This window comes from Pseudalkalibacillus sp. Hm43 (genome assembly GCF_051842935.1).
Lineage (GTDB): Bacteria > Bacillota > Bacilli > Bacillales > Fictibacillaceae > Pseudalkalibacillus.
In genome coordinates, this window is record NZ_JBPXRR010000002.1 from 16,991 (window position 1) to 31,867 (window position 14,877).

18 protein-coding genes are annotated in these 14,877 nt (G+C 44.5%); 7 read left to right on the plus strand and 11 right to left on the minus strand.

Translation table 11 applies throughout. The features are described 5' to 3' along the window. Positions 1 to 19 precede the first annotated feature (19 nt). The 6 genes from ACSVDE_RS16405 to ACSVDE_RS16430 form a co-directional block, all read right to left on the minus strand. Positions 20 to 1,006, minus strand: a complete 987-nt coding sequence (locus tag ACSVDE_RS16405; RefSeq protein ID WP_439302049.1) for an ABC transporter ATP-binding protein — start codon at positions 1,004 to 1,006, stop codon at positions 20 to 22. Positions 1,007 to 1,020: 14 nt separating this feature from the next. Next, a complete protein-coding gene (locus tag ACSVDE_RS16410; protein ID WP_439302050.1) occupies positions 1,021 to 1,992 on the minus strand; it encodes an ABC transporter ATP-binding protein in 972 nt (323 codons plus the stop codon). Positions 1,993 to 2,265: 273 nt separating this feature from the next. Continuing rightward, entirely contained in the window at positions 2,266 to 4,056 is a 1,791-nt protein-coding gene (locus tag ACSVDE_RS16415) for an ABC transporter ATP-binding protein (RefSeq protein WP_439302051.1), read from the minus strand. 66 nt (positions 4,057 to 4,122) lie between these two features. Then, positions 4,123 to 4,650 (minus strand): nucleoside tri-diphosphate phosphatase, encoded by a 528-nt coding sequence (gene ntdP / locus ACSVDE_RS16420; RefSeq protein ID WP_439302052.1) that lies wholly within the window; start codon positions 4,648 to 4,650, stop codon positions 4,123 to 4,125. Between the two features lie 84 nt (positions 4,651 to 4,734). Continuing rightward, positions 4,735 to 5,412 carry an SOS response-associated peptidase gene (locus ACSVDE_RS16425; protein WP_439302053.1) on the minus strand — a complete coding sequence of 226 codons (678 nt, stop codon included), beginning with the start codon at positions 5,410 to 5,412 and terminating at the stop codon, positions 4,735 to 4,737. Positions 5,413 to 5,692: 280 nt separating this feature from the next. Beyond that, a complete protein-coding gene (locus ACSVDE_RS16430) occupies positions 5,693 to 5,923 on the minus strand; it encodes a gamma-type small acid-soluble spore protein (protein WP_439302054.1) in 231 nt (76 codons plus the stop codon). A gap of 177 nt (positions 5,924 to 6,100) precedes the next feature. Here ACSVDE_RS16430 and ACSVDE_RS16435 point away from each other — a divergent pair, with 177 nt between their 5' ends. Beyond that, complete coding sequence (locus ACSVDE_RS16435; RefSeq protein ID WP_439302055.1) at positions 6,101 to 6,325, plus strand: hypothetical protein; 225 nt, start codon at positions 6,101 to 6,103, stop codon at positions 6,323 to 6,325. A gap of 212 nt (positions 6,326 to 6,537) precedes the next feature. Here the strand turns inward: ACSVDE_RS16435 and ACSVDE_RS16440 are convergent, their stop codons facing one another. After that, positions 6,538 to 7,296: an SDR family NAD(P)-dependent oxidoreductase gene (locus tag ACSVDE_RS16440; protein WP_439302056.1), complete on the minus strand. Its 759-nt coding sequence runs from the start codon at positions 7,294 to 7,296 to the stop codon at positions 6,538 to 6,540. Positions 7,297 to 7,298: 2 nt separating this feature from the next. After that, positions 7,299 to 8,390: an A/G-specific adenine glycosylase gene (gene mutY / locus ACSVDE_RS16445; protein WP_439302057.1), complete on the minus strand. Its 1,092-nt coding sequence runs from the start codon at positions 8,388 to 8,390 to the stop codon at positions 7,299 to 7,301. A gap of 202 nt (positions 8,391 to 8,592) precedes the next feature. On the opposite strand from mutY, the gene ACSVDE_RS16450 reads away from it, so the two are divergent. Then, positions 8,593 to 9,576, plus strand: coding sequence for a metal-dependent hydrolase (locus ACSVDE_RS16450; RefSeq protein ID WP_439302058.1), 984 nt, complete (start codon positions 8,593 to 8,595; stop codon positions 9,574 to 9,576). A 195-nt stretch (positions 9,577 to 9,771) separates the two neighbouring features. Here the strand turns inward: ACSVDE_RS16450 and ACSVDE_RS16455 are convergent, their stop codons facing one another. Further along, positions 9,772 to 10,035, minus strand: a complete 264-nt coding sequence (locus ACSVDE_RS16455) for a YfhJ family protein (RefSeq protein WP_439302059.1) — start codon at positions 10,033 to 10,035, stop codon at positions 9,772 to 9,774. Positions 10,036 to 10,130: 95 nt separating this feature from the next. On the opposite strand from ACSVDE_RS16455, the gene sspK reads away from it, so the two are divergent. Further along, positions 10,131 to 10,280 (plus strand): small, acid-soluble spore protein K, encoded by a 150-nt coding sequence (sspK, locus tag ACSVDE_RS16460; protein WP_439302060.1) that lies wholly within the window; start codon positions 10,131 to 10,133, stop codon positions 10,278 to 10,280. 22 nt (positions 10,281 to 10,302) lie between these two features. Next, entirely contained in the window at positions 10,303 to 10,461 is a 159-nt protein-coding gene (locus ACSVDE_RS16465) for a YpzG family protein (RefSeq protein ID WP_226551677.1), read from the plus strand. A gap of 76 nt (positions 10,462 to 10,537) precedes the next feature. Here the strand turns inward: ACSVDE_RS16465 and ACSVDE_RS16470 are convergent, their stop codons facing one another. After that, positions 10,538 to 10,852: a YfhH family protein gene (locus ACSVDE_RS16470; RefSeq protein ID WP_439302061.1), complete on the minus strand. Its 315-nt coding sequence runs from the start codon at positions 10,850 to 10,852 to the stop codon at positions 10,538 to 10,540. Between the two features lie 90 nt (positions 10,853 to 10,942). On the opposite strand from ACSVDE_RS16470, the gene ACSVDE_RS16475 reads away from it, so the two are divergent. Then, a complete protein-coding gene (locus tag ACSVDE_RS16475) occupies positions 10,943 to 11,614 on the plus strand; it encodes an SDR family NAD(P)-dependent oxidoreductase (RefSeq protein ID WP_439302062.1) in 672 nt (223 codons plus the stop codon). Here the strand turns inward: ACSVDE_RS16475 and recX are convergent. After that, positions 11,601 to 12,416 (minus strand): recombination regulator RecX, encoded by an 816-nt coding sequence (recX, locus tag ACSVDE_RS16480; protein WP_439302063.1) that lies wholly within the window; start codon positions 12,414 to 12,416, stop codon positions 11,601 to 11,603. The genes ACSVDE_RS16475 and recX overlap by 14 nt on opposite strands. Before the next feature lie 110 nt (positions 12,417 to 12,526). Between recX and ACSVDE_RS16485 the strand changes: the two genes are divergently transcribed. Both ACSVDE_RS16485 and ACSVDE_RS16490 read left to right on the plus strand, forming a co-directional pair. Next, positions 12,527 to 13,435 carry a TIGR01777 family oxidoreductase gene (locus tag ACSVDE_RS16485; protein WP_439302064.1) on the plus strand — a complete coding sequence of 303 codons (909 nt, stop codon included), beginning with the start codon at positions 12,527 to 12,529 and terminating at the stop codon, positions 13,433 to 13,435. 76 nt (positions 13,436 to 13,511) lie between these two features. Further along, the gene (locus ACSVDE_RS16490; RefSeq protein WP_439302065.1) at positions 13,512 to 14,636 is read left to right on the plus strand and encodes an amidohydrolase; all 1,125 of its coding nucleotides are present in this window, start codon (positions 13,512 to 13,514) and stop codon (positions 14,634 to 14,636) included. Positions 14,637 to 14,877: the final 241 nt, after the last annotated feature.

Consider the following 14,877-nt stretch of genomic DNA (forward strand, 5'->3'; position numbering starts at 1 on the left):
CTCCCCCTAGATTGAAATTTTATATGGACTTGTCATCCTCATAGAGGTGACAAGCTACATAATGATTTTCTTCGACCTCTTGGAACTTTGGAACAACCTGTTTACATACATCCATCGCTTCTGGACATCTCGTATGGAACGGACAGCCTGATGGCGGGTTGGACGGGCTTGGAACATCACCTTCCAACATAATCCGATCCTTCTTATGATCTACATCCGGTACAGGTACCGCTGATAGAAGCGCTTGTGTATATGGATGCAATGGTTTTTCATATACTTTCTCACTGCCTGCCAACTCGACAATGCGGCCGAGATACATGACGCCGACACGATCACTGATGTGGCGGACGACACCGAGGTCATGGGCAATGAATAGATATGTTAGATCAAATTCACTTTGAAGGTCCTGCAACAAGTTCAACACTTGAGCCTGTACAGAAACATCCAGAGCAGAAACTGGCTCATCGGCAATGATCAACTTCGGCTTAACTGCTAAAGCTCTCGCAATACCGATACGCTGTCTTTGACCTCCACTGAATTGGTGCGGATACCTTTTGGCATGGTAAGCACTCAATCCGACTGTTTCAAGGAGTTCTCTGACTCTTTCCTTCCTCTTCTTCCCGTCTTTTTCAATTTCATGGACGATCATCGGTTCTTCAATGATCTTCTCGACGGTGTGTCTCGGGTTCAGTGAAGCATAAGGATCCTGGAAGACCATCTGAATATCGCGTCTCATCTTGCGCATTTCAGACGCAGACAGTTTCGTCAGCTCTTTCCCGTTGAAATGCACTTCACCTTCTGTCGGTTCAAGTAACCGCAGCAGCATCCGTCCAGTAGTGGACTTTCCGCAACCACTCTCTCCGACAAGACCGAGTGTTTCACCTTCGTTGACGGAGAATGACACTCCGTCGACCGCTTTTACCGATCCGACTTGTTTGCCGAATACTCCACCTGTAATCGGAAAATGCTTCTTAAGTCCTTTTACATCTAATAATGGTTGTGACATACTCTGACCCCTTCCTAGCTGTTATGGAGCCAGCAACGTACCCGGCTTCCATCTTCTTGATTTTCTAGTTCTGGTGTTTCAGCGAAACAGCGGTCAAAAGCGTGTTCACAACGCGGTGCAAATTGGCACCCTTTTTGGATTGAACCTGGTTTCGGTACCGTACCAGGAATGGAGTATAAACGGTCTTTCTTGTCTCGCATGTCAGGTACAGATTGTATCAACCCGACTGTATAAGGGTGTTTCGGTTCTTTGAAAATCGTGCTGACACTCGCTTCTTCAATGACTTTACCGGCATACATGACAACGATCCGTTCACACATTTCAGCGACGACACCGAGGTCATGGGTGATCATGATGATTGAAGTATCCGTTTCTTTATTCAATCGTTTCATCAGGTCAAGGATCTGAGCCTGAATTGTTACGTCGAGCGCAGTCGTAGGCTCGTCCGCAATCAATACTTCCGGTTCACAGACCATCGCCATTGCGATCATGACCCTTTGTCTCATCCCTCCGGAAAGCTGATGAGGATAACTGTTCATCAATTCTTCCGCTCGTGGAAGGCCGACCAGTTTCAAGATCTCGACGGCACGATTCCATGCTTTCTTCTTATCCCATCGATTATGTAACCGAATCGCTTCGATTAGTTGATTTCCGATTCTATAAACGGGATTGAGTGACGTCATCGGTTCTTGGAAGATCATCGCAATGTCATTTCCTCGAATCTGTCTCATCCGCTTATCATTTACTTTTGTTAGGTCTTCCCCTTTGTAAAGGATCTCCCCACCTACGATTTTTCCAGGAGGAGAAGGAACTAGTCCCATTACTGAGAGTGATGTAACACTTTTCCCGCAGCCGGATTCCCCGACGATCCCGAGAACCTCACCACGTTTTACGTGAAAGTCGACATCATTCACAGCAGGTACTTCACCTTCGTCTGTGAAAAAATAGGTCTTTAATCCCTTAACGTCCAGTACTGGAGCATCCATCCGCCCCACCTCTCTTTCTGACTCGATATCCTGGTGTGATAATTTTTACAAAATTGTTACGGTTCTGAACGTTTGTTCATTATTATGCCATCGTTCCATTCTTTTGACAACACGAAATATTTAGAAAGTTTTAAATATACAACTTATGTACTAATACGCTTTCAAGCGCTAAAACTCCTGCTTTCTCCCTAATTTTTACCTGATATTTTCAACTCAAAAAAATATTTTTCGACAAAAAAAGAGGTCGGCTTTTGTCAGCCAACCTCTTCAAAATTATTTTTCATCCAGTGCTTGCACTGTAAACAGATTGTAATAACTTCCTTTTCGCTTCATCAATTCCTCATGAGAACCGACTTCTGAAATCGAACCATTCTCTAATACGACGATCCGGTCTGCGTGCGTGATCGTGGCGAGCCTATGTGCCACAATGAAAGTCGTCCTGTCCTTCGCCAATTTTTCAAGGGATTCCTGGATAAGATGTTCGCTCTCAAGGTCCAGCGCAGACGTTGCTTCATCAAGGACAAGCAACGGTGGATTCTTTAGAAAGACCCGCGCAATTGCCAGTCGCTGCTTCTGTCCTCCAGATAGTTTCACGCCTCGTTCACCGATCTTCGTATCATAGCCTTGTGGGAGTTTCATGATGAAGTCATGGGCATTCGCCGCTCGAGCTGCTGCATGCATATCCTCATCAGATGCGTTAGGGTTCCCCATTTTGATATTCATTCGGACGGATTCGCTGAACAATATGTTGTCCTGCAAAACCATCCCGATTTGATCCCTCAAGGTGCGGACCTGGTACTCACGAATATCCCTTCCGTCAAGCAGAATTCGACCGCTCGTCACATCATAAAACCTCGGGATCAGACTGACGAGGGAAGATTTCCCTCCGCCGCTCATCCCCACAAGCGCAATCGTTTCACCTGACTTCACATCCAAGCGAATATCCTTCAACACCGATTCTTCTTCCTCATCATATTGGAAGGAAACATGGTCGAAGGTAATGTTGCCGTCAACATGCTTCAGCTTCTTCGCACCAGGCTTGTCCTCGATGTCATACGCTTCGTCCATGAAATCGAACACCCTGTCCATCGATGCAATCGCCTGAGTCAATGTCGTCGAGGAATTCACAAGTCTGCGAAGCGGATTATAGAGCCGATCCATGTATGCGACGAACGCGACCATCGATCCGATCGTAATTTTACCTGTAATCGCAAAATAAGCGGCCACACCGATGACGAGCATCGGTGCTACGTCTGTGATCGTGTTGACGACCGAGAAGGTTTTCGCGTTCCATGACGTATGTGAAAGTGCACGATTGAGGAAATGCGTATTCCGGATGTTGAACTGATCCTGTTCGTAATCCTCAAGTGCGAAACTGCGGATGACACTGACACCCTGTACCCGTTCATGAAGATGCCCTTGTACTTCTGCAAGAGCCTGGGACCTTTCCTTAGTGAGACTTCTCAATCGACTGTAAAAATATTTGACCGATAAACCGTAAAACGGGAGTAGCGAAATCGCGACAAGGGTGAGCCAACCATCCATCGTGAACATGATTCCGATCGCGATGAAAATCGTGATCATATCGAGCCATACGTTCATCAAACCGGTCACCACAAAGGATTTCGTCTGTTCCACGTCATGGATGACACGTGAAATGATTTCGCCGACTTTCGTATTCGAGTAATATTTCAGGCTCAGCTTCTGAATATGGCTGAACAAGTAATCCCGGATATCAAACAGCACCTTACTGGCCGTCCATTGGGCATAATATTGCCGGTAGTATTCAATCGGTGGTCTCAATACGATGAACACAAAAAAAGCCCCGCCCAGGACCCAGGATAAGCGGGTGTATTTCTCATCCAAACTGATATCCGCATTAATGACGTCATCAATGACGTATTTCAAAATCAACGGCATCAACAACGGAATTCCGAACTTGAAAATCCCGATGAAGACCGTGAAAATGATCTGTTTCAAATAAGGTCTTACAAAATGGAGATAACGCTTGATACTATCCGTCGTAACCACCTCCTGTTGATGGGTTCTATGTTGTGTATCCATCCATTTTCCATAGTGTAAAAAAAGCTCGACACAAGTCGAACTTTCCATCTTATGAGTGCTTAACTGTTATCGGTGTTCCAAAAACCGTTCATACCAGTTCTCAACGAAATAAGGTTCGAATGGACCTTTCCGTTGATTGATCATCGAACAAAGCTCATCTAAATTCCTTTGTAAGATATCACTGATCTGTTTCGGATAATCCATTTCCTTCTTATGAAGGGCGAATTCATCTTCATCAAGAATCGTGTAGGTCATGTCTGGAAAGACCTTCACATCCAAATCGTAATCGATATATTTCAAAGCTTCACCATCGTATGTAAATGGTGTGCCTAGATTACAGTAATAATGGATTCCTTGCTCCCTTAACATGCCGATGACATTGAACCACTGTTCTGAATTGAAGTAACAGATCGCAGGTTCCCTTGTACGCCATTGTCTCCCATCAGATTCCGTAACGATGATCCGGTCATTTCCGCCGATCACAACAGAAGAAGTTCCTCTAAGTACGATGGTTTCTTCCCATACTCGATGGAGTTGTCCATTATGTTTATAGCTTTGTATTTGAATTGAACTTCCTGTGGTCGGAAAAGACATACGAAACTCCTTCCTTACGCTTTCATCAAAAAAATCCCTCTCCCCATTATATCCTTTCTCATCTGTAATGGAAAAGGATGTGCATTAATTCCTCGAAAGCTCTTCAATACACTCAGGGACTTCATTTCGAGGAGAATTCACAATCGTTGATACATTATACGCCATCATATCTGAGGCTTCAAACGGTTGCATCATATCAACCAAAGCTTCTTGTTCCCCGTCCCATTCCAGCCACTTCGAATAATCGTCTTTCGGTAAAATGACAGGCATGCGGTTATGGATATCTTCCATCAAGTCGTTCGGTTCGGTTGTCAAAATGGTACACGTATGGACCGGATTCCCTTGCTCATCCTTCCATTTTTCCCATAAACCTGCGAATCCGAACGGCTTATCATTTTTCATCTTTATGTATTTAGGCTGTTTTTGTTTGCCTTCTTTTTTCCATTCATAAAAGCCGTCTGCCGGAATGATGCATCTTCGTCTTTTGAAGGCATGCTTGAAGCTCGGTTTCTCAGGAACCGTCTCAGCTCTCGCATTGATCATTTTATAGGCAATGGACGGATCCTTCGCCCAGAAAGGAATCAGACCCCATTTCAGGAATCCTGCGCGACGCTTTCCTTCATTAGAAACGATCGCCACGATATCCTGCGATGGTGCAATGTTATACCGAGGCTGTAAATCGAATCCTGGAGCGAACTCATCGATATCGAACCAATCCATCAGTAAGTCGATTTCCGCTGTCAACGTGAACCTACCGCACATCACAATCCCGCCTTCCATCTCTATTGTAACCGTACCCTACGTTGTTTTAATCATAACATAGAAGAAAAGCGGAAGTACTTGTACAGGATGTACTGACTTCGACGTTCACCAAAGGACGTGGTGGTTTTTAGTCGAAGATTCCTAAAATATTTGAGGGACACTGGAAGACCGACGATGAGGCTGTGATCGCCACAGTAGGTCTGAAGTGGCCAAAAGACTGGGCTCTATCACTTCATCCGAAAAAACACCCCCGACGGCTACGTCGAGAGTGTTTGTGGAGTTACTGTTGCTTGTTTTGTTGTTGCTGTTGTTGTCCCTGCTTAGCGCGCATCGCTTGTTGCGATTGCTGGTTTTGCTGGCGTACTTCTTGAGCATATTCTTGTCCGAATTCTGCTTGGTACTGACCAGCTTGTTGAGCAGGTTGCTGTTGTTGTGCTTGTCGTTGAGCTTGTTGCTGTTGTGCTTGGTTAGCACCAGCTTGTTGTTGTCCTGGCTTTTGTTGTTTTGCCATGAGTCTCACCTCCACATGAGTTAATTTAACCACCGTGGAAGGGTGTTATCCGACAAAATCAGATGTACCATTTACCATACATAATCCATTTTTTGAAGGAAAGATTAAATTCGTTAAGGACAGGGAAAAACAATCATAAGAACATAAAATGCCTTTTCAGCAAGGAGGTTTCAAACCATGTATGTAGGAAGAGATATGACGGAATTAGTGACCCTCTCAACGAATGAATGGACTGATAAAGAACTTGCGTATTTCCACCACGGCTTACAACAGATGACCCAATTTTTGAACACAGAAGGCGTGTCCATGCATAAGGAAATCATCAAGGAAATCGAAGATCGAGGCGGTTTGCACCGTGATGAAGCCGATTGGCAGCACGGAACCCGACCAAATTACGAATAAACTGGAAGAGCTGACTCATATTGTAGTCAGCTCTCTTTATTTGGGTTTTGGATTTTGGCTTATAATTTCTGATTTTGGCTTATAATTTCTGATTTTGGCTTATAATTTCTCATTTTGGATTATAAATCTTGAATTCAGCTCTATAATTTCCGAAAATGGCTTATAAATGATGAAAGGGGCCGATCGAAAACTCGGCCCCTTCCTTATTTCATTTAAAAATTTGAGTAAGCCTGCCCACCATCGACGTTCAATGTGGCGCCGACGACCCAGTTTGCACGTTCAGAGGCAAGAAATGTGACCACGTCCGCGACTTCCTCCGGTTTTCCGAAGCGACCACCTGGAATTTCATCTTCCACGAATTGATTGATCTTCTCCGGGTTTTCATCCAACCTGCGCTGCCAGCTTCCCTTCGGGTGTAAAATGGCACCTGGTGCGACGCCATTCACCCTCACGCCAAAGGCAACTGCTTCTACTGCAAGTGCCTTCGTGAAGCTGATCAACGCTGATTTCGAACTGTTATAAGTCGCTTTTCCGCCTGATTCACGTCCGTAAATACTGGAAATGTTGATGATTGAGCCTCTGCCTTTGCTTTTCATATCCTCAACCGCCATTTTACTGAAGTGGACGGCTGAGTGGAAATTGAGCTCCATCGCCTCCCGGAACTGTTGAACGGTAGTCTCCTCAACGGTGGAACCATTACTGCCACCAGCATTGTTCACCAGGATATCGATGGAACCATGATCCTCGATAAACTTACGAAAAATAGCCTCGCGTGTTTCTTCATCTGTAAGGTCACCCTGATATACAGAAAGATCAGGATATTCTTCCTTCATTTCGTCCAGGTCCTCTTGCCCTCTGGCACAAATTCCGACTGTGACGCCTTCATTTCTTAAACCGAGTGCAATTGACTTCCCGATTCCACGGGACGCACCTGTGACAAGCGCAGTATTACCATGCAGATTCAAGTCCATATTCATTCTCCTTTCAAAAGTGCAGCTACTTTTTGATGCGGAACAGGTAATGGAAAAGATTCCAATTGTTTAAGATCTACGATTTTTCCTTCCTCTAAAGATTGCTTAACCTTAAAAGTCCCTGAGTAAACGGCAATTTTCCATGTTAAGTGCGTGAAAACATGCTGAAAGTCGAGAAGATGCTCGTTTATTTCCACCTGAATGGGGTATCTTTTTTCTAAGTACGTTTTTAATTGATCTCGAACAGAACCATCAGACGAATCAATTTCCACATTCGGAAATTGCCATAAGTTTGCAAGCAGACCTGTTTCAGGTCTTTTCTCAATAATGGTTTCGTTATGTTCATCCCGAAGAAGCGCGACAGCAATCGGGACCGTCTTCTTTTTCAATTTTTTCTTTTTTACAGGAAGTTCTGTTTGCAGCCCTTCCTCAAAGGCTTCACAATGTTCTTGAACTGGGCATAGCATACATGAAGGCTTTTTAGGCGTACAAATGGTTGCACCAAGTTCCATGAGACCCTGATTGAAAAAGGACGGATTCTTCTCGGAAATCAAAATGCGAACCGCTTCTTCAAAAATTTTTCGCGTTTGAGGTTTTGCAATATCATCTTCAATCAAAAGGATTCTCGATAGAACACGCATGACATTACCGTCTACTGCAGGTTCTGGCAGGCCGAAGGCGATGCTCGCAATCGCTCCTGCGGTATAAGGTCCGACACCTTTTAACGATAAAATTTCTTTCGGTCGATTCGGTACGATTCCCTCATACTTATCTCTCACTTCTTTCACAGCCGAGTGGAGGTTACGTGCACGGGAATAATATCCGAGCCCTTCCCACGCTTTCAACACTTTCTCTTCCTCTGCATCTGCAAGTGCATCAACGGTCGGGAATTGTGTCATGAAGCGCTCGAAATAGGGAATGACAGTATCGACTTTCGTTTGTTGCAGCATGATTTCTGAAACCCAGATCTTATAAGGATCACGTTCTTTCCTCCAAGGCATCTCTCGTTGTTCTCTTTCGAACCAGGAGATGAGATCGGATTGGAACGCTTCTATATCAATTGATAATTCACGGTCATATAATGTTACAGTCAAAACAAGTCCTCCATAATCTATAAACTTGGGTTATGTAAAGGAATTTCAAAGATATTTCGCCTACACTATACTATACCAAGTACATGAATTAAAATATATTTATACGCGGCTTTACCCATCGAACGCGCGTAACTTGGACACACTACTAATAGACCGAATCCTGAAAAAGTATAATTGCTATTTGAGGAGGCTTTAACGATTAATGGATACGGGGACACATATTGTCATGGGTATCGCATTAGGTGGAATCGCCACCTTGGATCCAGTCATAGCACAGGATCCGATCACCACACAAACTGTACTGATCGGGACCATCATCGGATCGAATGCTCCCGACTTTGATACGATTTTAAAACTAAGGAATAATGCTGTATACATCCGGAACCATCGTGGAATCACGCACTCCATTCCTGCCGTACTGCTCTGGCCGATTCTGATTGCAGGTAGTCTGGAGCTGTTCATGCCTGCAGCAAATATGCTACACGTATGGATGTGGACATTTTTAGCTGTGTTCCTCCATGTATTCGTCGATATTTTCAATGCTTATGGAACGCAAGCCCTGCATCCTTTTACAAAAAAGTGGATTGCACATGGCATGATCAATATATTCGACCCGTTTATTTTCACTGCCCATATCATCGGATTCGTTCTTTGGTGGCAAGGTTTCCATCCGGGTTACACATTCTTGAGCATATACATCATACTGATCGGCTATTATATTTGGCGGTATATCGATAAGCTGCAAACGATCAAGATGATCAAGAAAGAAGTACCTGATGCGACAAGGGTCATCATCAGCCCTACGATGCGCTGGAGTCAGAAACACGTGGCAGTCATGAGTCCAGGGCAATTCCATGTCATTGAGGTAAAAGGAAATCATCTGACGATTCACGATGTGTATGACCGGAAACCGGTGCCCAACAACCCGATTTTGAACGAAGCTGTAAAAGATTCCAATCTCGCCGCTTTCCTCTCCTTCTCCCCGGTTTACCGTTGGGAAGTGGAAGAAGATGAGGAAGGTTACGAAGTTCGGTTCATCGATCTACGTTATCGTTCGAAAGGTCACTACCCATTTGTCGCAGTCGTCCAGCTGGATGAAGAACTGAATATCATCAGTTCCTATACCGGGTGGGTTTACAGTGAAAAAACGTTGCGTCGCAAGCTTGAAGTTGCGACTACAAATTAAAGCTGAAGGTGCCTGTTAAAGAGAACAGGCACCTTTTATTATGCTATTCATTACCATGAACCGTTTATTTGCACTCTATAGGGATGAATAAGCGTTATTCATTACCATCACCCAAGATTTTGGCTCGCGATAGGGATGAATAGCCGTTTTTCATTACCATCAACCGGATTTTCGATCACTAAAGGGATGAATAGCTCAGTGCTTCGGCCCTTTTTTCAGCAGATGCTGGAATTTCGGGTTTGAGCTGAAGTATTCATGGAGTTTATGTCCGAAGCGGTCGATCCACTCCGCGACGATTCGCTCTGTGACCTCTTGCCCTTTATAGCTTCTTCCAGCACGAGCTCGGGTGGATTCGAAATCTTCCCAAAGTGCTTCCACCCAAGTCCGTGCTTCCTCATAGCTCAACGAAGGATTTTTATCTTGTAATTTGAGTGCTAATGCATGAAATGTTTCTTCCAATGTATTTCCTCTCTTTCCTTGTCAATAATTGCACAACATATCGCTCGGCCGTTCATCTCATAATAAGAGTATCGTTTAGAAAGGAGTGCTTACCGATGCGTAACAAAGCTAAGAACTTCCCTAACCGTATGTCTCCTGACGGCGAAGCCCGTGCAAAGGATGAATATGCGTCTAAACGTGCAAATGGTACGATCCAGACTCACCCTCAAGAACGGATGAGTCGTTCCAACCGGACCGAGGGATAACTTTGTTAGGAGGTGCCGACTCTTGGGCAAAGACAATCGAGATAGACTGCATCCTAACTACGAAGATCCTTTCCAATCGCCTCGTGCGAACCCGAAGCATAGCTTCAACCAAGTAAATGGTGAAACACAACGGAGCTTGCACAACCATGTTTTGAAAGTCGAGACACGGAAACGCTCTTAGTGTTTTCAACCTTAGAAGGTATGTCCTGAAGTCCCTTGAGGACAGCAGGACATCCTTTTATAATGCGAAGTCTTTTTTATAGCTTAACCAGCATTGAAATCGGAAAAGCTTCCATTTCTTCTTGCTCATTACGGTAACCCCATGCAAAAATCCCATTCATGTACGAAATCTTGAAACGGCTGCCTGGGTCCCCTTCTAATTCATACACTTCATCCGGTTTAAAATCAGACGGATTCAATAAGTAACTTTTTGCCATCATGATTTTTCTTTGGTAGACGGCTACCTCGTTTACAATCCCAAGCTGTTCCGCTTTTCTCGCTTTCTCCGTCATTGTCCGAATCTCTTGATGGATTTCGTGCTCGGACATATCACTATATAATCTGCTCATCATACATACCTCCTAGTGTGACTGATGTTTTCTCGAAATGGCGTACAAGTTGTGCTAGCATGGATACGAATCCACGATAAGGAGTGTTACATCATGAAAAATGTTCTGATAACAGGAGCGGGGACAGGATTAGGAAGAAGTCTTGCACTCCAATATGGAAAAGACGGTCATCACGTCTATCTGATCGGACGTCGTGTTGAACCGCTTGAAAAGGTCGCTCAGGAAATCTACACTGCTGGTGGGCAAGCGACGCCTCTATCTTGTGACATCACCAACTACGCAGATGTACAACATCTTTTTACCGATAAACTTAAGGATAACAGTCTAGATCTCATCATCAATAATGCAGGAACCGGGGTTTTCGGACCGTTGAATTCCTATACAGAAGAAGAGATCAATCAAGTCCTCACCACGAACATTAATGGAACCATTCACATGACGCGGGCTGCCCTTCCAAGTCTTATTGAACAAGGAAATGGCCAAATCATGAATATCATTTCGACAGCCGGATTACGTGGCAAGAAGAACGAGTCTGTCTATGTGGCAAGTAAGTTTGCGGTTCGGGGCTTCACAGAAAGCCTCATTAAAGAGCTTGAAGGCACGTCCATCAAAATGACCGCTGTTTACATGGGTGGTATGGATACGCCATTTTGGGATGAGACCGACCATATTAATGACCGGTCACGGTTGAAAAGTGCGGATGACGTCGCCCGGTTGATCATTGAGCAAAATCAAGGACAAGCTGAAATCTTCATTGATCGATAAGCTCTTCATTTTCCTCTAACCATTCATCGATCAGCTCGATTGGGAAACCTTTACGATAGAGGAATTGCTTCATTTTCTGTTTGTATTCCCAGCCTGAAAACTTATCATACTTCCTGTGCGCTTTCCAAGCTTGCAGGTTCAGTGCCTCCCTTTCTTCGTCTTCATCTTTTTCAAGGGAGGCTTTTTCTATTGCTTGCTCCGTTACATTCCACGAATACCCTTTTTGCTGCAGGACTTGAGCGACTTTCTGTTTCAATGCGTTTTCGCTCAGCTTTTTATATTGCTTTGCTTTCTTTTCAACAAGGAGCGTCGCCTCTTCAATCTGTTCTTCTTTAGGGTAAATGTTCATGGCGTCTTCTATGATAGGATCACTGACCCCTTTTTGCTTCAAATCCTGCTTCAACGCTTTCGGACCTTTTTTCGTGGTCGTGATTTTACTCCGGATGAACATTTTCGCAAATTCCAAATCATCCAAGTACCCGAGCTCTTTCAAACGTTCTATGACTGCCTGAATCGTATTCTCTTCGAATTCCTTCTTTTTTAAATACTGCCTGATTTCATCAATCGACCTCATGCGATAGGATAGATAATTCATTGAAAGGTTCAGACCTTTTTGGAATTCATCCTGAAGCTGTAGGGATGCAATTTGCTGATCGGTAATCTCCATGTCATTCCGGATATCAGACTTGATGTATACTTCCTCATCGATGGCAAAACCGAATTCTTCACCATTTCCACGATCTATGAACACGTTAAAACGACTCTTGTTTTTCTTCTGGACTGTGATCTTCGTGATTTTCATAGGATCACCTCCCTTACATTTTAGCATATCCGTGGATTATCTCGATTTAAAAAGGGAAAACATCCTTATAGGAAGAATACTGTAGGTAATGATGCGGAGGAGGAATTGGTATGAAGATCGCCATTTCAGGAGGAACGGGTTTTGTTGGAGAAGCTTTGACAGAACATTTTACAAGTCAGGGCAATCATGTGTTCATTCTCACTCGGAATCCGGATGGGAAACCGCCGAAGGAAAACGTGACCTATGTAAAATGGCTGTCGGAGGACGCAGACTATACAGAACTGGCTGGAGTTGAGGCTTTCATCAACCTGGCAGGTGAAACGATCAACGGCAAATGGACCGATGAAAAGAAAAATCAAATCCTATCCAGCAGAATTCAAGCGACTCGTGAAATGCTGAGAATCATCGAAAAGATGGAACCGAAACCCCACACGCTCATCAACGCTTCCGCCATCGGTTATTACGGTACATCAGAGACTGAGAAATTCGATGAACGGACAACGGAAGCTGGCAATGATTTTTTAGCAAAAGTGACGGAAAAATGGGAAGCTGAAGCTGTAAAAGCGGAGCAGTATGGCGTAAGAGTCGTGCGCACCCGCTTCGGCCTCATTTTAGATAAAGAGGAAGGTGCACTCCCTCGAATGGCACTTCCTTACAAGCTCTACGCCGGTGGCCCGATCGGTTCAGGAGACCAGTGGTATTCATGGATTCATATTGATGACATCGTCTATCTCATTGATTTTGCACTTCATAACGGTTCCGTAACAGGTCCTGTGAATGCAACTTCTCCGCACCCTGTCCAAATGGACGACTTCGGGAGATTGCTCGGCAGGACACTGAATCGTCCACACTGGCTGCCGTTACCCGGTATGGTGTTACGAACCACTTTAGGAGAGATGAGCACCTTGATATTGGACGGACAGAAAGTGTTCCCGCAAGTCGCTCTTGAAAGGGGCTATAAATTCAAGTACCCGACTCTTTCTGCCGCCCTATCCGCTATATATGAAAAAGCAAGATAGCTGCAACCTAAAAGCACTTCCCTTTTAGGTGCCTCAAAGCTATACTTAATTTGAAATATAGAGGAAGAGGTATCAAATGAAAACGTTATTTAAAAATGCAATGTTGTATCCTGTCACATCCGCTTCTTTTAAAGGGGATCTACTCATCGAGGACGGGACAATCACTAATATGGCAAGCGAAATCGTAGCAGACCGAGGAACAAAAGTCATTGATGCATCCGGCATGCACCTTCTGCCAGGATTTATCGATGTTCATACTCACTTAGGCTTATATGATGAAGGGACCGGTTGGGCCGGAAACGATGCGAATGAAACTCATGAACCGCTTACGCCGCATATCCGTGCAATCGACGGTGTCCACCCATTGGATATCGCATTCAACGATGCCATCAAGTTCGGCATTACGACTGCCCATGTCATGCCTGGGAGCGCAAACGTCATCGGCGGACAGACTGCTGTCATCAAGACATACGGTCAAAATATCCAGAAAATGATCATGAAAGAAAAAGCCGGTTTGAAGATCGCGCTCGGTGAGAATCCGAAGCGAATCCACAGCGGCCGTCATAACGATTCCATCACACGTATGGGAATCATGGGGATGCTTCGAGAAGAATTTTACAAAGCACTGAATACCGATAACCCAGAATGCTTGAGAACGGCACCGATTTTATCCGTATTGAAGCGTGAAATGCCGGTTCGAATTCACGCGCACCGTGCGGATGACATCCTTTCAGCGGTTCGATTTGCGGACGAGTTCAACCTGGACTTCCGGATTGAACATTGTACAGAAGGTCATCTGATTGCTGAAGAGCTTGCAGGACGAAACCTCCAAGTCTCCGTCGGTCCGACCATGACGCGTAAATCCAAGATCGAGTTGAAAAATAAAACGTGGCAGACATATAAGGTATTGAACGACCACGGTGTTTCCGTGTCGATCACGACGGATCATCCGTATATTCCGATCCAATATTTGAACGTGTGCGCAGCGATTGCGATACGTGAAGGATTATCGGTTCAACAGGCACTGGAAGGCATTACGATCAACCCAGCGAAAAACTTAGGCATCGCCGATCGCGTCGGAAGTCTTGAAATCGGAAAAGATGCAGATATTACACTTTGGAGCGATCATCCATTCCAGTTCTCTGCGTTACCGACAATGACGATGATCGGTGGTCAAATCGTATATAAAAAGTTCAGTTGATCCGCTCTTTTGAGTGCACAAATTTTCGGTTTTGAACATAGGATATGAGGACGGATTTTTTCGCTAAAAAAATCTTTATTTTGACAAAAATTACTCATTCCCTTTTCAAGATAAATCGATTATGATTAGGTTGAAATTATAAAAAAATATAAACAAGATCTAAGGGAAGGCAATTGGTGCGCCACCAGTACATCTGGTCTTAGTGGGTTCGATTCCCACCCCGAATTAGAAATTTTAATTC